The sequence below is a fragment of the Mycolicibacterium vulneris genome, from assembly GCF_002104765.1.
Taxonomy (GTDB): Bacteria; Actinomycetota; Actinomycetes; order Mycobacteriales; family Mycobacteriaceae; genus Mycobacterium; species Mycobacterium vulneris.
Genome location: NZ_NCXM01000043.1, coordinates 20,098 through 40,773 on the forward strand (window position 1 = coordinate 20,098; position 20,676 = coordinate 40,773).

The 20,676-nt window shown below is 66.7% G+C and carries 19 protein-coding genes and 1 tRNA gene; 7 read left to right on the top strand and 13 right to left on the bottom strand.

All coding sequences use genetic code 11. The features are described from left to right. The first annotated feature begins 89 nt into the window (after positions 1-89). Entirely contained in the window at positions 90-1,247 is a 1,158-nt protein-coding gene (cax, locus tag B8W69_RS27200; RefSeq protein ID WP_085292794.1) for a calcium/proton exchanger, read from the top strand. An 83-nt stretch (positions 1,248-1,330) separates the two neighbouring features. Here the strand turns inward: cax and B8W69_RS27205 are convergent. The 6 genes from B8W69_RS27205 to B8W69_RS27230 all read right to left on the bottom strand — a co-directional run bounded on the left by B8W69_RS27205 (position 1,331) and on the right by B8W69_RS27230 (position 7,119). Further along, positions 1,331-1,404: transfer RNA gene (locus B8W69_RS27205), tRNA-Ile, on the bottom strand. A gap of 173 nt (positions 1,405-1,577) precedes the next feature. Continuing rightward, on the bottom strand, positions 1,578-2,006 hold the full coding sequence (locus B8W69_RS27210) for a DUF732 domain-containing protein (protein WP_085292811.1): 429 nt from the start codon (positions 2,004-2,006) through the stop codon (positions 1,578-1,580). Positions 2,007-2,386: 380 nt separating this feature from the next. After that, entirely contained in the window at positions 2,387-2,812 is a 426-nt protein-coding gene (locus B8W69_RS27215) for a DUF732 domain-containing protein (protein WP_085292795.1), read from the bottom strand. Between the two features lie 411 nt (positions 2,813-3,223). Continuing rightward, on the bottom strand, positions 3,224-4,081 hold the full coding sequence (locus B8W69_RS27220) for a carboxymuconolactone decarboxylase family protein (RefSeq protein WP_085292796.1): 858 nt from the start codon (positions 4,079-4,081) through the stop codon (positions 3,224-3,226). A gap of 40 nt (positions 4,082-4,121) precedes the next feature. Further along, on the bottom strand, positions 4,122-5,495 hold the full coding sequence (locus tag B8W69_RS27225) for a metallopeptidase TldD-related protein (protein ID WP_085292797.1): 1,374 nt from the start codon (positions 5,493-5,495) through the stop codon (positions 4,122-4,124). A 103-nt stretch (positions 5,496-5,598) separates the two neighbouring features. Continuing rightward, entirely contained in the window at positions 5,599-7,119 is a 1,521-nt protein-coding gene (locus B8W69_RS27230) for a TldD/PmbA family protein (protein ID WP_085292812.1), read from the bottom strand. A gap of 73 nt (positions 7,120-7,192) precedes the next feature. On the opposite strand from B8W69_RS27230, the gene B8W69_RS27235 reads away from it, so the two are divergent. Genes B8W69_RS27235 through B8W69_RS27245 form a run of 3 tightly spaced genes read left to right on the top strand, consistent with a single transcriptional unit; the run spans position 7,193 to position 10,210 of the window. Next, a complete protein-coding gene (locus B8W69_RS27235) occupies positions 7,193-8,062 on the top strand; it encodes a carbohydrate ABC transporter permease (protein ID WP_181447501.1) in 870 nt (289 codons plus the stop codon). Then, positions 8,049-8,873 (top strand): carbohydrate ABC transporter permease, encoded by an 825-nt coding sequence (locus B8W69_RS27240; protein WP_085292799.1) that lies wholly within the window; start codon positions 8,049-8,051, stop codon positions 8,871-8,873. Before B8W69_RS27235 ends, B8W69_RS27240 begins: the two co-directional genes overlap by 14 nt. After that, complete coding sequence (locus B8W69_RS27245; protein ID WP_085292800.1) at positions 8,870-10,210, top strand: extracellular solute-binding protein; 1,341 nt, start codon at positions 8,870-8,872, stop codon at positions 10,208-10,210. The genes B8W69_RS27240 and B8W69_RS27245 overlap by 4 nt, the downstream gene beginning before the upstream one ends. A gap of 7 nt (positions 10,211-10,217) precedes the next feature. Here B8W69_RS27245 and B8W69_RS27250 read toward each other — a convergent pair whose 3' ends face one another. From B8W69_RS27250 to ddaH, 3 genes are read right to left on the bottom strand one after another with little or no spacing between them, the layout of a single operon-like run. Further along, positions 10,218-11,672, bottom strand: coding sequence for an amino acid permease (locus tag B8W69_RS27250; RefSeq protein ID WP_085292801.1), 1,455 nt, complete (start codon positions 11,670-11,672; stop codon positions 10,218-10,220). A 28-nt stretch (positions 11,673-11,700) separates the two neighbouring features. Then, on the bottom strand, positions 11,701-12,951 hold the full coding sequence (rocD, locus tag B8W69_RS27255) for an ornithine--oxo-acid transaminase (protein WP_085292802.1): 1,251 nt from the start codon (positions 12,949-12,951) through the stop codon (positions 11,701-11,703). Next, on the bottom strand, positions 12,948-13,811 hold the full coding sequence (ddaH, locus tag B8W69_RS27260; protein WP_085292803.1) for a dimethylargininase: 864 nt from the start codon (positions 13,809-13,811) through the stop codon (positions 12,948-12,950). The genes rocD and ddaH overlap by 4 nt, the downstream gene beginning before the upstream one ends. 122 nt (positions 13,812-13,933) lie before the next feature. On the opposite strand from ddaH, the gene B8W69_RS27265 reads away from it, so the two are divergent. After that, positions 13,934-14,380, top strand: coding sequence for an Rv2324 family transcriptional regulator (locus B8W69_RS27265; RefSeq protein ID WP_085292804.1), 447 nt, complete (start codon positions 13,934-13,936; stop codon positions 14,378-14,380). Positions 14,381-14,390: 10 nt separating this feature from the next. Here the strand turns inward: B8W69_RS27265 and B8W69_RS27270 are convergent, their stop codons facing one another. The 4 genes from B8W69_RS27270 to B8W69_RS27285 are packed head-to-tail and all read right to left on the bottom strand — an operon-like array spanning position 14,391 to position 19,581. Continuing rightward, complete coding sequence (locus B8W69_RS27270; protein WP_085292805.1) at positions 14,391-16,202, bottom strand: sulfatase-like hydrolase/transferase; 1,812 nt, start codon at positions 16,200-16,202, stop codon at positions 14,391-14,393. Next, on the bottom strand, positions 16,195-16,659 hold the full coding sequence (locus B8W69_RS27275; RefSeq protein ID WP_085292806.1) for an SRPBCC family protein: 465 nt from the start codon (positions 16,657-16,659) through the stop codon (positions 16,195-16,197). The genes B8W69_RS27270 and B8W69_RS27275 overlap by 8 nt, the downstream gene beginning before the upstream one ends. A 28-nt stretch (positions 16,660-16,687) precedes the next feature. Continuing rightward, entirely contained in the window at positions 16,688-17,542 is an 855-nt protein-coding gene (locus tag B8W69_RS27280) for a CbiQ family ECF transporter T component (RefSeq protein ID WP_085292807.1), read from the bottom strand. Then, a complete protein-coding gene (locus tag B8W69_RS27285; protein WP_220084576.1) occupies positions 17,539-19,581 on the bottom strand; it encodes an ABC transporter ATP-binding protein in 2,043 nt (680 codons plus the stop codon). Before B8W69_RS27285 ends, B8W69_RS27280 begins: the two co-directional genes overlap by 4 nt. A 108-nt stretch (positions 19,582-19,689) precedes the next feature. On the opposite strand from B8W69_RS27285, the gene B8W69_RS27290 reads away from it, so the two are divergent. Beyond that, the gene (locus B8W69_RS27290; protein ID WP_085292808.1) at positions 19,690-20,178 is read left to right on the top strand and encodes a MarR family winged helix-turn-helix transcriptional regulator; all 489 of its coding nucleotides are present in this window, start codon (positions 19,690-19,692) and stop codon (positions 20,176-20,178) included. Between the two features lie 133 nt (positions 20,179-20,311). Continuing rightward, positions 20,312-20,676: FHA domain-containing protein (locus B8W69_RS27295; protein ID WP_500684407.1), on the top strand; the 365-nt coding region annotated here is incomplete at its 3' end.

Here is a 20,676-nt window from a genome sequence, read left to right on the forward strand (position 1 = left end):
GCCTATCAGCATGAGCGTGACCCAGCGTGTTTTCCGCGCGAACCGTTCGGTTGTGGAAAACTTCAGCGCGATCAGAGCAGGAGAGGCGCGTGACGACCACCCATACCGAACGGCTCCCGCTGCTGACCCGGCGCGACCGCATCATGATCACCACCACCGTGATCGCTTCCATGGCAGCGGGGGTTCTCCACTTCACCCACGCGAATGCAGTGCTGGCGTTCACCATCTCCGCACTCGCGTTGGCCACACTGGCATCTCTGGTCGGCCGTTCGGTGGAGGCGCTCGGAGACCGGCTCGGGCCCAACGCCACTGGGATACTGCAGACGGCGCTGGGAAACCTGCCCGAATTGTTCGTCATCCTGTTCGCACTCAAGGCAGGCCTTTACGGCGTGGTGAAGGCCACCATCGTCGGCTCGATTCTCTCCAACGCCCTGCTGGTGCTCGGGCTGGCATTCGTGGCCGGCGGGATCAAGCACGGCCGCCAGCGCTTCGCCGCCGACGACGGACGCACCCTCGGACTGATGTTCACCCTCGCGGTGTTCATCCTGGCCGTCCCCTCGCTCACCGCTGCAATACACACCCCGGCGCAACAGCACGAACGGGCGGTGTCGGTCGTCGTCTCCATCGTCATGCTCGCGCTGTTCGCACTCTCGCTGCCCGCCACGCTCGGAAACCGGGCCCCCGACTCGGCGCTGCAAGCTGGTGATAAACCCTCCAGAGCGACCTCTCCCATTGTGGCCAGCCCCGATTCGGCCGAAGCCGCCAGCGCCGCGACAGCACACGGCAACTGGCCGTTGGCGATGGCCATCGGCATGCTGGCCGTCGCCGGTATCGGTGCGGCCTTCGTGTCGGAATGGTTCGTCGCCGCCCTCGAGCCAGCGATGCATGCAGCGGGCATCAACGAGGTTTTCGCCGGTCTGGTGATCGTGGCCATCGCCGGCAACGCGGTGGAGAATTTCGTCGGCATTCAGCTGGCGGCAAAGAACCAGATGGACTACGCGCTTCAGGTGGTCCTCCAGTCGCCCGTCCAGATCGCGCTCACCATCGCCCCGATCGTCTGCCTGGCGGCGGTATGGCTCGGCCAGCCCGGTTTCGATCTGGTGTTCTCGCCGCTGCTGTTGGCGTCGATGATTATGTCGGCGCTGGTCGCGGTGCTGGTGACCTTCGACGGCGAGTCGACCTGGTTCGAGGGAGCAGTGCTCATCGCGCTCTATGTGGCGATCGCCACGTCGTTCTGGTGGGGATGAGCGGCCCCTACGGTCTGATGGTCCGCCCTCCAACCACCCAAGGCGAAACGACAAGCATCACCCGAAGTCGTACATTTGGCCGGTGGGGCGGGCGGGGCTCGAACCCGCGACCAACGGATTATGAGTCCGCGGCTCTAACCAACTGAGCTACCGCCCCCGACAGGGTTGTCCGTAGGAAACCGTAGCTGAAGACCTGAGGCGTCGTCCGTCGGCCGGAACCCGCGAACGGATTGGGTCAACTGCGAGATGTTCGTGCGATGCCCGCCGCGTGAGGAGCAAGCTAAACGCCCCGGTGGGCGCACACGATGCGGCGCCCGCCGGCCGTATGGCTCAGGTAGGCCCTGGCATGAATCCTGCCTGCGCCGCTTGATCCTTGATCTTGGGGATCATGTCGGGCGCATAAACGTAGATTGCCGACTCGACCTCCCATTCGGCCTGGGCCTGGCTCATATGGGTGGTATCGGTCACCATGTTGACCAGCTCCTGGGCCTCGCCGAACGGATTGGCGTGGTTCCGGACCTGATTGGCGAACCAACGTCCCTCGGCGGCCATATGGCAATCGTTGAAATCGGCGGTATGAGTCATCTTGTTCTGAGCCAGCAAGTTGATGTACTGATCATCGGCTTGACTCAGATTGCAGGCGGCCGACGCGCGCGGTGCCGACACGAGCGCATCACCCAGCATCGCTGTCGTCAGCAGGGCGCCAGCAGCTCCGATCGCCAGCACCTGGCTGCGCGACCGTGTGCGTGTAGTTGTCACCTTCCAGACCTCCTCACTTGAAAAATTGCTGTATTTCAAGGTGCGTAATTCATCGTGTACCGCCAGCGACGAGCATGGCAAACAAGAGATTCGCAAACAGTGAGTGAACTGGGCGTAGCGAAAAATTCAGGGAGATAATATATTTCAACCGCGTTGCACGGTCATATGATCCGGTTCTGCCTCAGCACGGCAACTACTTGCTGCGCGGGGGCCACTTTCATACGACGACCCGGCGTCTTATTTTCTAGTTAGCTAGTGCACCCAATACACGACCACAAACGGCCATCCAAAACACGCACGGCTGACTAACGTTTCGTGCGCGCAATACCCGTCGGCCTACCTACCGCGGGCCCACGTACCCAACCTCTCGCTGGGTAGAACTAGCCTTCTGTAGGCCAGTTTGCTTGAGCGGCTCCATCCTTGATCTTGGGGATCATGTCCGGCGCGTAAACGTAAATTGCCGACTCGACCTCCCATTCGGCCTGGGCCTGGCTCATATGGGTGGTATTGGTCACCATGTTGACCAGTTCCTGGGCCTCGCCGAACGGGTTGGGGTGGCTCCGGACCTGGTCGGCGAACCAACGTCCCTCGGCGGCCATATGACAGTCAGTGAAATCGGCGGTATGCGTCATCTTGTTCTGAGCCAATAAGTTGATGTATTGATCATCGGCTTGACTCAGATTGCAGGCCGCCGAAGCTTGCGGCGCTGCCAGCACAGCGCCGCCCACCATCGAGGTCGCCAGCACAGCGCCAGCGGCAAAAAATGATGATATCCGCGTACGCGAGCGTGTACGGGTGGTTGCCATCTCCGAGCCTCCCTCTGCGCGGGAACGCAGCCGCTTCCGACGCAAACCCCAGCTAGAAATTCCTGCAAACGATCGAAACGGAAAGCCATCGAGAACGTGGGCCCACGGCGCACGATCCATGGCCGTCCGGCTCGGGCCACGCTGCGATCTCGTTACCGTCATTTCTCGGTGTCGTATCAGTATCGGCGAACGCGCTAAAAGTAGCGAATGACCCCCACACACAGCGGAAACGGACGCTTGCGCGGCAGTGTACGAATGGTTAACATTTCGTGCCCTCGCCCCCGGACGAGCGGGCGGCTGAGCCCTCAACCACGCGGCGCCACAACATCTGTGGCCAGCTGCGACGGCCCTCGCCGCGCCGTCAGCTAAGACCGGTCCGGCCCCGCACCACGGAACGCGCGTCCGCAAATTTCAGCTGAATACCGTCTGACCGTCGGCGTCGAGCAGGTACCGCTCAGTGCCGGTCTCGACGCGCGGCGCGTCGGCGCCCAATGACACGGCGACTTTATTGCTGGCATTTCGCATGATGTCGAAGGTGAGTTCTACAGCCTCGGCCTCGGAGAAGCGGGAGCGCACCTCGGCGACATCGTCGGCGACGAGGTGCGCAGGCGTCCAAATTAACGCATCGGCATAGCGCAGCGCTGCTTTAGCGCGGTCGTCGAGCAAACTCGACGATTCGAAGCGCGCGATCTCCTCGTACAGCGTTTCCGAACCGCCGGCATCGAGCGCACCGCCCTCGCGGAGCGAGTTGCACAACCGGCAATTGTGCTGTGCCGCCCCACGCAGCCGAACCAGTTCGGAAGTCACCGGGTCGAGCGCACGCATTCGCGCCACCGCGATTAAAAAGTCGTTGAACACCGGATCCGACGGATCGGTGGTGTGATCCCAGGCAATTGGTTGACCGACCCAGCCGAGGTATTGCGCGCCGACGCCGAGCGCTTCCAGTCCGGCCCGCACCCGGGGGACGAAGTCGGCGATGTACATCTGCACGACCACGCCAAACGTGCGGTCCCCTAGCTGCTTCCACAACCGCGACCGCTGCTCGGCGGTGACCGACGAGACGTCGGCGCTGAATTGTTCGGCGAATTCGGCGACCGCGGACTCGGCTTCCGATTCCGGCTCGCCGACCTCGACGCTGGCAGGCAACGGCGGCAGCGACATCGTCTGCGCGCATACGCGGCGAACCAGCGCCGCCAGGCGACCGTCGCCGGGAGTTAACGACACCAACCGCGTGAGCTGGTCTTCTCGAACAGAAACCGGAGCCGCCATCCGTCACACGCTAGAACGCGCGCTGCGCGGCGGCAATGGATTACTGGGCCTGGCTCACCGATGACATGTGGAAGTCGGGTATGCGCAGCGACGGCATCGCGGCGCGGGTGGCCCAATCTCCCCATTCGCGGGGCAGGGTCTTTTCGCTGACGCCGGCTTCGGTGGCCCGCCGCAGCAGGTCCAGCGGACTCTCGTTGAATCGGAAGTTGTTGACCGCCGCGGTCACCTGGCCGTCCTCGATGAGGTAGACACCGTCGCGGGTCAGTCCGGTGCACAACAAGGTGGTGGGGTCGACGACGCGGATGTACCACAGCGTGGTCAGCAGCAGGCCGCGCTCGGTGGCCGCGATCATGTCGTCTTGACTGGCCGTCCCGCCAGTCATCACCAGGTTGTCGGCGGCCACCGCGAAGTCGACGTCGTATTTGGCCGCCGTGGCGCGCGGATAGGCCAGCGCGTTGATCACTCCCTCGCGGATCCAGTCCACCTGATTGATCTCCGCACCGTTGTCGAAAACCGACACCGTCTCCGAGGAACTGCTGACGGCGACGAACGGCGTGCAGGCCAGACCGGGCGCCATCGGATCGGAGAAGAGCGTCAGCGGCAGATCGGTGAGCCGCTCCCCCACCCGGGTACCGCCGCCGGGCGCCGAGAAGGCGGTCCGGCCCTCCTGGGCGCCGCGGCCGGCCATCGACCACGCCATGTAGATCATCATGTCGGCCACCGTCGACGGCGGCATGATCGTCTCGTAGCGTCCCGCCGGCAATTCGACGCTGCGCTGCGCCCAGCCCAACCGCGTCGACAGCTGCTCGAGCAGCGAATCGGTTGGCACGTCGACGAAGTCGGGTGTCCCGACGCCCGCCCAGGCGCTGGCGCCGCCGCGTTTGGCGTTGATCTCCACCGCCCCGGTGGGCTGGGTGAAACGTCGCCGCAATCCCGTCGACGATGCCAGGAAGATCGTCGAAACATTGTGGTGGGCAAAGCCATACAGCCGGTCTTCGCCGCGGAAGCCGCGGGTCAGCGAGTCGGCCACGTCCGAGAAGACCAGGGGCCCGGTGCCGGGCACCGGCGCGTCCCAATCGACGGGCACCCCGGTATCGCTCAGCAGCGGCGCGGCATCGCCGGCCTCCGGCGCCGCGCCGGCCGCCTCCTGCGACGCGGCCACCAGCCGGGGCAGCACTCGCGGGTCGGCCTCGGCGGACACCACCGTGCCGATACGCGCGCCGGACCCGCGACGCACCACCGAGATCACGGCCACGCTGCGGCTCACCGAAACCCCATTGGTGGTCATCGAATTGCCCGCCCAACGCAACGTGGCCTCGACCTTGTCGGTGACCAGCACCATGGTCTCGTCGGCGCGGCCGAGCTTGACCGCCTCATCGAGCACGATGTTGACGACATGCTGTGCAGTGATCACTGGCGCCGCTCCTCAGCATCGCGTCGCTCTGCATCGTCGCCGGCGCAGATCACTGGCGCCCGCTCCTCAGCATCGCGTCGCTCTGCATCGTCGCCGGCGCAGATCACTGGCGCCCGCCCTCGGTGCGGGTGTTGAGCACGTTGACGCCGCGGAACAACGCCGACGGGCTGCCGTGGCTAACCGCGGCGATCTGCCCGGGCTGGGCCTTGCCGCAATTGAACGCACCACCCAGACGCCAGGTCGACGGGCCTCCGACGGCCTCCATCGAATTCCAGAACTCGGTCGTGGTGGCCTGATAGGCGACGTCACGCAGCTGACCGTCCAGCCGGCCGTCGCGGATCTGGAAGAACCGCTGGCCGGTGAACTGGAAGTTGTAGCGCTGCATGTCGATTGACCATGACTTGTCGCCGACGATGTAGATGCCGTCCTCGACCCGGCCGATCAGGTCGTCGGTGCTGATGTCGTCGGGCGCCGGCTGCAGCGACACGTTGGCCATCCGCTGAATCGGCACATGGTGCGGCGAGTCGGCATACGAGCATCCGTTGGAGCGCGGCTGCCCGAGTCGCTGCGCGAACACCCGGTCGAGCTGGTAGCCGGTGAAGATGCCGTCGCGCACCAGATCCCAGCTTTGCGCGGCCACCCCCTCGTCGTCGTAACCGATGGTGGCCAAGCCGAATTCGACGGTGCGGTCGGCGGTCACCGTCATCACCGGGGACCCGTATCGCAAGGTGCCCAGTTTGTCCGGCGTGGCGAACGACGTGCCGGCGTAGGCGGCCTCGTAGCCGATCGCACGGTCGTATTCGGTTGCGTGCCCGATCGATTCATGAATCGTCAGCCACAGGTTGGTCGGGTCGATCACCAGGTCTTTGGGCCCAGGGACGACGGTGGGCGCCTTGATCTTCTCGGCCAGCAGTGACGGCAGCTGCGCCAGCTCTTCGGTCCAGTTCCACACCTCGTCGCCGGCCAATACCTCCCAGCCCCGGCCCATCGGCGGCGCCAGTGTGCGCATCGAGTCGAAGCTGCCGGCCGCGGGGTCGACCGTCACCGCCTCCAGCGAGGGCAGCACCCGTACCCGCTGCTGGGTGATCGAGGATCCGAACGTGTCGGCGTAGAACGTCTGCTCCTTGACGGCGGTCAGGATCGCCGACACGTGGTTGATGCCGTCGGCGCTCAGCAGCCGCCCGGAGTAGTCCTCCAGCACGGCGATCTTGTCGGTGGTCGAGATGTCGAACGGGTCGATCCGGTAGTCCGACACCCAGGCCGCGTCCGTGTAGACCGGTTCAGGCGCCAGCTCGACGCGCTCGCTGCTCAGCGTCGCCAAAGTGGTTGCCACGTGTACCGCGCGCCGCGCCGTCTCGGCCGCCATCGACGGCCCCAGCTCCGCGTGCGAGGCGAATCCCCAGGTGCCGTCGACGATCACTCGCACCGCGAGGCCGACCTCACGATTGATCACCGCGGTCTCCAGCTCGCCGTCGCGCAGCTGGATGATCTCGGTAATGATGCGATGAACCCGCAGGTCGGCGTGCGTCGCCCCGGCCGCCTTGGCCGCCGAGAGCGCGGCTTCGGCCAGGTCGTGGCGCGGCAGGTCCAGGAAGTCGGCATCGATCCCCCGGTTCGGTGTCACGGTTCCACCGTAACGGCCGGTCACCCCAAACCCCGGCGGCGCCCGGTTTAATTACCCCATGGCCAGCGCGGTGCTGAGGAAACAACCTCGTTCCACTGCGCTGGGCTACGCGCTGCTGGCGCCCAGCCTGTTCGGCGTGCTCGCCTTTCTGCTGCTGCCCATCCTGGTCGTGCTCTGGCTGAGCCTGTGCCGATGGGATCTGCTCGGCCCCCTGCACTTTGTGGGCCTGTCCAACTGGCGCTCGGTGCTGACCGACGCCAGGTTCGGCAACTCGTTGATCGTCACGGTCATCTTCGTCGCGATCGTGGTGCCGGCGCAGACCGTGCTGGGACTGCTGGCCGCGACCATGCTGGCCCGCCAGCTCCGCGGCACCAATCTGTTTCGCACCCTGTTCGTGCTGCCGTGGATTTGCGCGCCGCTGGCCATCGCGGTGCTGTGGCGATGGATCCTGGCTCCCACCGACGGCGCCGTGAGCACCGTGCTCGGGCACAGCATCGAATGGCTGTCGGATCCCAGCTTTGCGTTGCCGCTCGTTTCGGCCGTGGTGGTGTGGACCAATGTCGGCTACGTGTCGTTGTCCTTCCTGGCGGGCCTGCTGGCCATTCCCGACGACATCCACGCCGCGGCACGCACCGACGGCGCCACCGCGTGGCAGCGGTTCTGGCGCATCACCATGCCGATGCTGCGGCCGACGACCTTCTTCGTGCTGGTGACCGGGATCGTCAGCACCGCACAGGTTTTCGACATGGTGTACGCGCTGACCGACGGCGGACCGGCCGGCAGAACCGACCTGGTGGCCCATCGCATCTACACCGAGGCGTTCGGTTCGGCGTCCATCGGCCGAGCGTCGGTGATGGCGGTGGTGCTGTTTGTCATCCTGATCGGCGTCACGCTGGTCCAGCATCTGTACTTCCGGCGACGGATCAGCTATGACCTCACCTAGCCGCATCACGAATGTGCTGATTTACGCCGGGCTGTCGCTGGGAGCGTTGATCACGTTGGCGCCGTTCGCACTTGGATTGATGACGTCATTCACCTCGACGCACCAATTCGTCACGGGCACCCCGTTGCAGCTGCCGCGGCCACCCACGCTGTCCAATTTCGCCAACCTGGCCGGGGCCGGGTTCGGCCGCGCGGCCGCGGTGACCGCCTTGGTGACGGCGGTGATCCTGGTGGGCCAGTTGACCTTTTCGGTGCTGGCCGGATACGCCTTCGCGCGCCTGCAATTCCCCGGCCGCGACATGCTGTTCTGGGTCTACATCGCGACGCTGATGGTGCCGGGCACGGTCACGGTGGTGCCGATGTATCTGATGATGGCCCAGCTCGGCCTGCGCAACACGTTCTGGGCATTGGTGCTGCCGTTCATGTTCGGCTCGCCCTACGCGATCTTTCTGCTGCGCGAGCACTTCAGGATCATCCCGAACGACTTGATCAACGCCGCCCGCCTGGACGGGGCGAACACACTGGACGTGATCGTGCACGTGGTGATCCCGTCCAGTCGCCCGGTCCTGGCCGCACTGGCATTGATCACGGTGGTGTCGCAATGGAATAACTTCATGTGGCCGTTGGTGATCACCAGCGGGCACAAGTGGCGGGGGCTCACGGTCGCGACCGCCGACCTGCAGTCGCGGTTCAATTCCCAGTGGACGCTGGTGATGGCAGCGACCACTGTCGCGATCGCCCCGCTGATCGCGCTGTTTGTGGTCTTCCAGCGCCACATCGTCGCGTCGATCGTCGTCTCGGGACTCAAATGACCCGGCCCCGCTTTTCCACACTGGTCGCGGGATCGGTTGCGCTGGTGGCGGTGCTGCTGGCGGCGATGGCGGTGCTGCTGGACTACTCCGGACAGCCCCATGGCGGCAAGACCGTCGTCACGGTGCGCATCTGGGGCGATCAGATCGGCTCGGCCTATCGACAATCCTTCGAGGCCTTCAGCCGCACGCACCCCGACATCGAGGTGCACCTGAACCTGGTGGCGTACTCGACCTACTTCAACACGCTGCGCACCGATGTGGCCGGCGGCAGTGCCGACGACATCTTCTGGCTGTCCAACGCCTACCTCGCGGCGTATGCCGACAGCGGCCGGCTCCTGAACATGGGCGAAGTGCTGGGGCCCAATGCCGCTGCGGACTGGGAGCGGCCGGTCGTCGAGCAGTTCACCCGCAACGGGACGCTGTGGGGCGTGCCGCAACTGACCGACGCGGGAATCGCGGTGTACTACAACGCGGAACTTCTCGCCGCGGCCGGCGTCGAACCCGCCCAGTTGAACACCTTGCGATGGAGCCCCGACGGCAACGACACGTTGCGTCCCCTGCTGGGCCGGCTCACCGTTGACGCTGACGGAAACCGCGGCGACACATCCCGTTTCGACGCCGGACGGGTGCGGCAGTGGGCGTACAACGCGGCCAACGACCCCCAGGGCATCTACCTGAACTACATCGGATCGGCCGGCGGCGTGTTCCAGCGGGGCGACACGTTCGCGTTCGACAATCCCGGTGCCGTGACGGCCTTTCGGTATCTGGTCGACCTGATCAACCGCGACCACGTCGCACCGCCCGCCGCCGACACCAACGACAACGGCGACTTCTGCCGCAACCAGTTCCTGGCCGGCAGAATGGCGCTCTTTCAATCCGGCACCTACAACCTGGCGCCGGTGGCGCGCGATGCCCGCTTCCACTGGGGTGTGGCGATGATGCCCACCGGGCCGGCGGGCCGGGTCAGCGTCACCAACGGCATCGCCGCGGCGGGCAATGCCGCGACGAAGCATCCTGACGCGGTGCGCCAGGTGCTGGCCTGGATGGGCAGCAAGGAGGGCAACGAATACCTGGGGCGCTACGGTGCGGCCGTCCCGGCGGTGTCCTCGGCCCAACCGGTCTACTTCCGGTATTGGGCGGCGCGAGGTGTCGACGTCACACCCTTTTTCGCCGTGCTGAACGGTCCGCGCATCGCGGCGCCTGGGGGCGCGGGCTTTGCCGCCGGCTTTGACGCCCTGAAGCCGTACTTTGACGAAATGTTCTTGGGCCGTGGCGATGTCGCGGCGACGTTGCGGCGGGCTCAGGCGGCGGCCAACGCCGCCGCGGCGCGCCAGTAGCGGCCCGTCACAGGACGTCGTCCACCGACCGCTCGACCGTCTCGTCGTTGAGCGCGCTGTGGTGGCGACCCCAGACGAAATAGAAGATCAACGCCAGTGACACCCAGCAGCTGAACGCGATCCAGGTGTACCAGTGCAGGCTGGCCAGGATGTAGCCGCACGCCGCCACCGACAGGATCGGGGTGACAGGATAACCCGGCACCTTGAATCCCCGGGGCAGGTCGGGCTCGCGCACCCGCAACACGATCACCCCGACGGAAACGACGACGAACGCGGTGAGCGTGCCGATCGACACCATGTCGGCGAGCTTTTGCAGCGGGATGAACGCGGCCAGAGCCGAGGCGACGATGGCGACGATCACCGTGTTGTTCACCGGCGTCATAGTGCGTGCGTTCACCGTCGCGAACCTCGCGGGCAACAGCCCGTCGCGGCCCATGGCGAACAGGATGCGGGTCAGGCCGTACATGGTGACGAGCGTGACGCTGAAGATCGAAATGACTGCCCCGGCAGCCAGAATCGTGCCGGCCCAGCCGCCGTGCGTGACGTTGTCGAGAATGACGGCCAGCCCGGCTTCCTGCTGGCCGGCGAAGTTCTGCCACGGCTGGGCGCCCAGCGCGGCCACCGCGACGAGGACGTAGACACCGGTGACGGTCAGCAGCGCGCCGATCAGTGCGCGCGGCATGGTTTTCTGCGGATTCTTCACCTCGTCACCCGCGGTGGACACGGCATCCAGGCCGATGTAGGAGAAGAAGATGGTGCCCGCGGCCGAGCCGATACCGGAAACCCCGAAGGGCGCGAAGTCATGGAGATGGCTTGCGTCGAACGCCGTGAAAGCGACGACGGCGAAGACGACCAATACGCCGAGTTTGATCATCACCATGATGGCGTTGACCTTGGCCGACTCGCTGGCGCCGCGGATGAGCAGCAACGCGCACATCACGATCAGCAGGACCGCCGGCACGTTCACGTACCCGGGCTGGGAATCCCACGGCGCGGCCGACAAGGCTTGCGGCAGCTGGAATCCCAGGACATTGCTCAGCAGCTTGTTCAGGTAGCCACTCCAGTTGACGGCGACCGCGGCGGTGGCCACCCCGTATTCCAGTAGCAGGCACGCCGCAACGCCCACGGCCACGACCTCGCCGAGCGTGGTGTAGGCATACGAATACGACGACCCCGAAACCGGCACCGCCGAAGCCAATTCGGCGTAGCAGACGGCGGCCAGCCCCGCGGCGAAGCCCGCGAGGAGGAAGGAGACGATCACTGCCGGGCCGGCCTCGGGCACGGCCTCAGCCATGACGAAGAAGATGCCGGTGCCGACGGTCGAGCCGACCCCGAACATGGTCAGCTGGAAGGTTCCGATACCGCGCTTGAGGTGATCGGCGGTCCCCTGTGCGACGTGCGCGCCCACCACCGGGCGCCGCCGGAGCATCTGCTCTTTCAGGCTGATCGACGTGGCTGGCAAGCGCCCCTCCTGTGGCCGGATCAGCTGATTATGAAGCAACCTCCCGCAATACCGCAGCAAGCCGGCCGACCGCCCACTCGATCTCCTGGGCGGTGACCACCAAAGGCGGAGCGAAGCGCAGCGTCGAACCGTGGGTGTCTTTCACCAGGACGCCGCGGTCGGCCAGTCGCAGGCTGATCTCCTTGCCGGTGCCCAGCGACGGGTCGATGTCGACGCCCGCCCACAATCCCAGACCCCGTATCTCCTGGACACCGTGGCCGATCAGCTGTCGCAGCCGCCGATGCAGGTGCGCACCCAGCGCGGTCGCGCGGGCCTGGAACTCGCCGCGCGCCAGCATGGACACCACCGTGGTGCCGATCGCGGCGGCCAGCGGGTTGCCGCCGAAGGTGGAACCATGCTCGCCGGGATGCAACACGCCGAGGACATCGCGGTCGGCCACCACCGCCGACAGCGGAACCACTCCGCCGCCCAGCGCCTTGCCCAGCAGATAGACGTCGGGGATCACCCGCCATCGATCGCAGGCGAACGTGTAACCGGTGCGCGCCAGGCCCGACTGGATCTCGTCGGCGATCATCAACACGTTGTGCTCGCGACACAGCGCGCGGACCGCCGGCAGGTAGTCGTCCGGCGGGACGATGATCCCTGCCTCACCCTGAATGGGCTCCAACAGCACCGCGACGGTGTTGTCGTCGATCGCCTGCGCCAGCGCGGCCGCGTCGCCGAACGGCACGGAACGGAACCCCGGCGTGAAGGGCCCGAACCCATTTCGCGCGGCGGGATCCGACGAGAAGCTGACGATACTGATCGTGCGGCCGTGAAAGTTGTTGTCAGCCACGATGATGTTGGCCTGATCGGCCGGAACGCCCTTGACGTCGGCGCCCCACTTGCGGGCGACCTTGAGGCCGCTTTCGACGGCCTCGGCGCCCGAGTTCATCGGCAGCACCATGTCCTTATCGCACAGATAGGCAAGAGCGGCGCAAAAGGGTCCGAGCTTGTCTGAATGAAACGCGCGGCTGACCAACGTCACGGTGTCGAGCTGCGCATGTGCGGTGGCGGTGATCTCCGGGTTGCGGTGACCGAAGTTCACCGCGGAATAGGCGGACAGGCAATCCAGGTAGCGGCGGCCGTCGATATCGGTGATCCACGCACCCTCGGCGCTTGCGGCGACCACGGGGAGTGGCGAATAGTTGTGCGCTGCGCGCCTTTCCGCCAGCCTGATCGCCGCATCGATCCGGTTCGCGGCGACCTTCTGCGACGTCTGCGCATCGAGGATCGTCATGGGAATACCTCCAGGGTGCAGCACTTGACGGATCCGCCGCCCTTGAGCAGCTCGGACAAATCGACGCCGACCGGCTCGAAGCCGGCCCGGCGCAGCTGCGCGGCGAAACCCGTTGCCGCGCTGGGAAGCACCACGTGCAGACCGTCGGAGACGACATTGAGACCCAGCACGTAGGCATCGGCCGTGTCGGCGATGATGGCGTCCGGGAACAGCGCGCCCAGCTGCTCCTGGGCATCGGCGCTGAACGCCGGCGGATAGAACGCAATGGTGTGATCGTCGAGAACGGCCAGGGCGGTGTCGAGGTGGTAGAAGCGAGGATCTACCAGCTCCAGTGAGACCACCGGCGCGCGCAGCGCCGCCGAAATTTCGGCATGCGCACGCCGGTCGGTGCGGAATCCCCAGCCGGCCAACACGATGTCGCCGACCTTCAGCAGGTCGCCTTGCCCTTCGTTGACGTGGCGGGTGTACAGCGTCCGGTAGCCCAGCGACGACATCCACCGGGCATAGGCGCGCGATTCGCCAGCCCGCTCGGCGAACCGGAACCTGGCGACGATCGCGACATCGTGCGCGACAAACCCGCCGTTGGCGGCATAGACCATGTCCGGAAGACCGGGCACGGGTTCGATCACGTCCACGTGATGCCCCAGCCGTGCATAGGTCTCACGCAAGCCTTCCCACTGTGCTTGTGCGAGAACGACATCGACGGGTGTGGCGATGTCCATCCAGGGGTTGATCGCGTATTCGACCGCGAAGAAGACCGGCGGCGTCATCGCGTACCGACGGACGCTCGGCGTGCGACCGAGCGTGAGGGGCCCGGCGGACCTCGTAATTCGGGGCGCTAGCACACGTTGTTCCGTCATGGATTAACGATATTTGGGGCGTTGTTGTTAATCAAACCTCACATATTGCGTGTCTAGGATCGATTTATTGCGCTACACTGCTGAAATCGTCGATTTGTTGTTTACCACCGGGAAGGGGCGCCATGGACCGCCTGGACGAGACCGACGAGCGTATCCTCGCCGAGCTGACCGAACGTGCGCGCGCCACCTTCGCCGAGATCGGTGAGAAGGTGAATCTGTCTGCGCCGGCGGTGAAGCGGCGCGTGGACCGGATGCTGGACAGCGGCGTCATCAAGAGCTTCACCACGGTCATCGACCGCAACGCGCTGGGCTGGAACACCGAGGCTTACGTGCAGGTGTTCTGCCACGGCCGGATCGCACCCGATGAGCTGCGAGCGGCCTGGGTGGACATCCCCGAGGTGTTCAGCGCCGCGACCGTCACCGGGACCCCCGATGCGATCCTGCATGTGCTGGCCCGCGACATGCGGCATCTGGAGGCGGCCTTGGAGAAAATCCGGTCCAGTGCGGACATCGAACGCAGTGAGAGCATCGTCGTGTTGTCCAACCTGATCGACCGGATGCGGCCGTAGCGCTCGGCGGTCAGCGCCGGCGGAGCAGCCGGGACGGTCGCCGGCGGGGCGGTGTCGAGCGGCGAGATGCGTACGGCCACGGATTGTTCCGCTCGGGAACCGAGTTGGCCCGGAGGTCTTTGAGTTGGGTGCGCAGATGCCGGCGCAGGTCGTGCAGTAGCGGATCGGTCCAACGGTTCGTGGCTTCGATCGGGTCGGCTGTCAGGTCGTACAGCTCCCACTGGTCGTCGATCGGCGAGGTCCGGTAGGCCTCTCCCCCGAGGCCGTTGGCGGCCAGGTGTCGCACGCCGGGTTCGGTCCACGTGCCCGGGTCGTCGAAGGTGCGGACCAGCTTCCACAGATGCCCGTTGCCGCCGGCAGCCGTCGCCTCGTCGACGCGGACAACGAGGCCCTCGAAGTTGGACGCGGTGTAAGCCGGAACCCGGATACGCAGCGGCGCAGGGGGATTGACGGTCCGCTTCAGTTGTCGCGCCAAACCCGAAGCCCCGCTGTCTCCCTCGAGCATGTTGTCGCGGGTCATCAGGTAAACGGCTCGGGCCTCGTCGGCCGCAGCGCCGTCGACGATCGGCATGAGGTTGCGGCCGGGCAGCTCGTGCACTTCGGAGAACGACTCCGCCAGCGTGGCCGCCACCGCCGCCACGTCGATGCCGGCAGCGCCGAGCAACGTCGGGACCAGGTCCACGTGCGAGGTCGGCGCCTCGACCACCCGGCGCCGTGTCGTGCGCTCGCCGATGCGAGCGATGACGAACGGCACGCGGGTGGCTTCGTCGTAGAGGTTGAACCACTTCTGGTGCAACCCACCGTGAGCACCCAGGAGGTCGCCGTGATCGGCCGTGCGCACCAGCACCGCGTCGCGCGAACCACTTTCGGTGACGGCTCGCCGCACTCGGTCGATCGGCCCGTCCACCTCGGCATGCAATCGGTAGTACAGGTCGCGGTAGCGCTGCGCGTTGCGCTGATAGGTCCAGTTGATCGCGGGCGCGGGGCCGTACCCGGAGTAATACGCCTCGCGGAAGGCGATCTGGGCGGCGGGCTTGGTGGACAGGTCTTCATCCGCGGTCGGGGCCGGGGGCACCGGCGGTGGGTCCAGCGGTGACGGCTTGACCGGGCCCCGCCGCGACCACGCCGGAAACAGCACGATGTCATGGGGATTCACGAAGCTGGCCACCAACAGGAACGGACGCAGTGCGGCGGGGTCTCCGGCGCGACGGCGGGCGTAGCGGTCGGCGAGCCAGGCAACGATTCGGTCGGCGATCAACGGGTCGCGGCGGACGCCGGCGTTAGCCAGCGCCGCCCCGTGCGGCTCGGGGCCGACCCAGCCCGAGAAGCCAAACGGTGCAAGCGGATCCGCCTCCAGGTATCGGCGCACCGCGGCGGGTTCGATAATTCCGTCATCGTCATTGGTGGCCAACGAGCGGCCTGTTGCCGGGTCAAGGAGATCGGCATGCGAGATGTGCCACTTGCCGTCGTAGTGGGTGTCGTACCCGGCGGCGCGAAACCAGTTGCCCAGGGTGGGCACTTCACCCTGGCGCAGCCACCGCATGCGCGAGTCGTCGGCGGTCTTCCCGATGCCGTCGGTCTGGGTGACCCCGTGCAGGTCGGGGTAGTGCCCGGTGAAAATCGTTGGGCGACTGGGCACGCAGGCCAGGGAGCCGGTGTAGTGGCGGCCGAAACTCACGCCGTGATCCTCGAACCATCTGCGCCCGGACAGTCTCCGATCGCGCCACGCGAGCACATCGGGTGCCTCGTAGGGCGGCACCGCGCGTTCTTCGTCCGTAACAATGACGATGACATCGGGGCGGGGGCCGGGGCGATCAGCCACGGCCGTTCTCCAATCGGTTCGCCAGCCCGGCGAGCATCGCGGCGGACTGTCGTGCGAGGAAGCGGCACAGGACGCGTTCGGCCAGCTTCTGCGTCGGCCGTGGGCCGATTACCACGGTGCTGGTCAGCGTCACCCGGGTCCCGCGGGCCGGTGCGGTGCCCACCGCCGGAGCCAGCGTCCAGCGATTGGACACCCTGCGCAGGCGGCGGGGCAGACCGTCGATGTCGTACGCGAGGGCGCGCGGTGGCTCGAATTCGGTGATGCGCTCGACCAGGGCGTCGCGCTTGACCTGAACCCGGCGGGCGGTGCCGACCGGCTGTCCGTTCCGGCCGGCGTGCAGGATGCACGAGTGGTCGACGTTACCGGCCCATGCGTTGATCGAGCCGAAGTCCGCCAAGACATTCCAGATGTCGTCGACGCAAGCAGCGATAGTGCGCGTGCGCTGGATATCGGTCATCTGCTCACGCAGCCGGGCAACGCGTTGCCTAGTGGAACTGCAATAGCGAGTCGATCACCACTCCGCTGGCGCCGGCCGCGGTGGTGATGCCGAGCGTCACCCAGTCCGCCAGTTTCGGTCGCGCGGGTGCGGCCGCCAACTGGCCGACGCCGCCCCGTGCGGTGATCGCGTCGCCCATCTCGTCGGCCCGTCGCAGCGTCACAACGATTGCCGCCGTGAGCAAATCGATCATGTCGCGGGCCTGCTGCCGCCGCCGCGCCCTGCGGCTCCGCGGTTCCTGGGTGGGGCGTAATCGCCGGGCGGCGTAGAGCACCTGGAATTCTTCGATCAACATCGGGAAGGCACGCAACGCAAGCGCCAGGGCGACGGCCCACTCGTCGCTCGGGATCCGCAGCCACCGCAGCGGTCGGCCCAAAGCCGCCAGCGCCGGTCCCATTTCGGCGACGTTGGTGGTCCACGACAGCATCGCGCCGAGCCCGATCAACACGATCGACAGCGCGGTGACCCGCACGAAGTGCAACGTTCCGCCAAGCCCGATGTGCACTCCGGCAATCTCGATCACCGGACTACCAGCGCCGAGCGCGGCAGTTATGGCGCCCACCGCCAAGGCGATCCAGATCCAGCGCCGCGGCGACGGCACCGCGCCGCGGGGAATGTGGGCGAGCCGGGCCGCGGTGATCAGCAGGACCAACATCAACCCGACCGTCGCCCAGCCAGGGTAGAAGGTCAACAGTATCGAAACACCCAGCACCACGAGCAGTTTGGTGCCGGCCCACAACTCGTGGATCTTCGACGTGCCGGGCACCGGCACCAAGAGCACCACCGGACGGTGCGTCCGCCGGGTGCGGTTCGGTGCCGACTTGGTGTCCGCGGGCGCGGTCACAACATACCCCCCGCCGCGGTCGAGGCCGTTTCCAGCATGCCGTCGCGCAGGAACAGCACCCGCGGGCAGAGCTCCTCGAGCCCGACGATGTCGTGGGAGATCACCACGACCGTCAGGCCTCGTTCCTTGCGCAGGTTCTCCAGCAGCCGCAGCAGGCCGCGCTGGCTGCCGATGTCCAATCCCGCCAGCGGCTCGTCGAGGACCAACGCTCGCGGGGAGCGCGCCAGCAGCCCGGCCAGCACGACGCGGCGCATCTGGCCGCCGCTGAGCTGATCGATCCGGCGCTTGCCCAGCGCCGGGTCCAGCCCGACCGAGATCAGCGCCTCGGCCACGCGATCGGTGTCGAGGTGCGAAAAGCCCGCTGCGGATGCGACTTCGGAGTCGACGTGATCGCGCATCAACTGCAACCGGGCGGACTGGAACGACAACGCGACCTCGCCCACGCGCTCGTGGGTGGGCTCGCCATCGATCAGGCAGGCGCCGGCGGTCGGGGTGGTCAGGCCGGCCATGATCCACGCCAGCGTCGACTTGCCCGAGCCGTTGCCGCCGTGGATCAACACCCCGTCGCCCTGCTCCACCACAAAGCTGATATCGCGCAGCGCGGCCTTGGACCACGGTGTGCCGCTGGCATATTCGTGGCTGACATCGATGAGTTCCAGCACCGGCGTTCGCGAGCCGTCACCGACGGCGGTGGTCTGGGCCGGCGCGGTCACGGTGTCGCTCGTCACCGTGTTGTCCGGCGAATCACTGAGTTTGATGATGCGGTCGGCGGATGCGGCCTCGTTGTCGTAATGAGTGATGTGCACCAACGCCGTCTGGTGCCGCGTGGCGAGGCCGGAGAGCACGCCCAGCAGGGCATCTCGCCCCTGCTGGTCGACCATGGTGGTGACCTCGTCGGCGATCAGCAGCGCCGGATCCCGCGCCAGCGCGGCCGCGAGCGCAAGGCGCTGCAGTTCCCCGCCGGACAAACTCCCGGTGTCGCGTTCGGCCAGCCCTTCCAGGCCAACCTCCCGCAGAAGTTGGTCAACGTCGATCTCGGCGTCCGGGGGCAAGCCCCACACCACGTCGTCGGCGACCCGGGTGCCCAGGACCTGGCTTTTGGGGTGCTGCAAGACAATCGCCGTGCCGCCCATCTCGCCGAGCCCCACCGTTCCCGGGCGCTCGACGCTGCCTGCCGTCGGCGCTCGGCCGGCCAAGATCAGCATCAACGTCGTCTTTCCCGAACCGTTGGCGCCGGTCACCGCGATGTGTTCGCCGGCCTGGACATCGAGGCTGACCTCGCGCAGCGCATCCCGCTCGGCGCCGGGGTACCGGAACCGCACCCTGTCCAACCGCACCGGCACCGGCCCCACCGGACTGCCTTGCGCCTGCTCGTCATCGGAGGTGTCCAGCTTGTGGACGTCGGGGATTTCGCGCATCCGCTCCAGGAGGCGGGACAGCGCCGACCAGCTGATGAACGCAACGATGACGACCAACAGGACCATGTAGGGGAAAATCAGCAACGGCCAGTGTTGTATCCCGTCGGCGACGTACCGCTTCAGGCCCACGCCGACGCCCTGCAGGTGGACCCAATTCAGAAATGCCGCGACGCCGTTGGCGTTGGCGGTGATGACGTCGAAGAACAAGTGCCGCAGCCGGGTCAGCACCGCCAGCACGGCGACCCAGCCGGCGCCCCAGAGGATTCCAGCGGCCAACGACAAGAGGGCGACCGTCGGCAGGCCGCGGCCTTTGCGTTTGACGATGCCGCACAATCCGCCGACCCAGGCGCAGTCGATCAACATGAACAGGCTGCCCAGCCCGGCAATCAAAAACGCGATCACCCCGCCCGCCACCGTCGCGGCCATCAGCGCCCGGGGGCGGTAGCGGTAGGCCAGCAGTCCCATCGGCACGGTGCCCAGCACGCCGAGTCCCTGAGCGAATGGGATTACTGCGGCCAGGATCTCGATCGCCGCGCACAGGGCCCCCATGACCGCGGCCTGTGCCAACTCATTCGGCCGCAGCGCCCCTTCCTTTGATCGCCGGAAACGCAGCAAGGTCACTTGGGCGATTCTGCCAGCCGGTAGCAGGAGTGTCCGCTGAAGATGGCTTTTGCGCGGCACGCGTCGTCTTTTTGGCCTCGCTTAGCAAAGCTATGCAACCATGGATACATGGACCACGATGTCGATGCCGCAAAGCTGGAGGGAGCGCAGGGACTGGGTGCCGACCTGCTCGCCGTGGTCGCGCGGCTAAACCGCATGGCCACCCAACGCATCCAGATGCCCTTGCCGGCAGCGCAGGCCAGACTGCTGGCCACCATCGACGCCCACGGCGAAGCCCGCATCGGTGACCTGGCCGCCGTCGACCACTGTTCGCAACCGACGATGACGACGCAAGTGCGCCGCCTGGAGGAGGCGGGCCTGGTGACCCGGATGGTCGACCCGGGTGACGCGCGTGCGGTCCGAATCCGCATCACGGCCGAGGGCCGGCGCACGCTCAACGCGGTTCGGGCCGACCGTGCCGCCGCGATCGAACCGCAGTTGGCGCTGCTCGACGACGCGGACCGGCAGGTGCTGATGCAAGCGGTCGAGGTGCTACGCGGGCTGCTCGACGACGCCTCGCTCGCCACCTCCCCCGCGGGCCGCCGCAACCCACTGTGAGCGGCGCGACGCTGGCGGGTGAAGCTCGCGCAGGGGTAGACACTTAAACGAGCGCGGCGACCGACGCTTGAGGGCGAGGCAGTCCTGAAGGCGAGACCAAATCGAGCTGAACCGGTGACGAAAGGTGGCGGCCATGCCGACCGAGGGTTCGGCCCTTCCGGCCTCGCTGACCGTATGGGCCGGACCGACGAGGTATGTCTTCACGCCGGGCCGCGACGTGATCGTGGGCTACGGCCCGGGTTGTGACATTCCGCTGGCACTTTTGGGCAATCCCCGACAACCGCCGCCGCCGCCCCGGGTGGACGTGATCCTGCGGTTCACGGGGACTCACTGGGTGGCCATCGATCTGAGCCGCCGCGGCATCTTCGCCGGCGGATCGCGGGTGCCGACACTCGAGATCCGCGACGGCCTGGGAATCAGCATCGGGGATCCCCAGCACGGTCCGCGCCTGGTCTTTCAAACCGCGCCCTCGGCCGCGCCGCCCGTACCTCCCCCGCC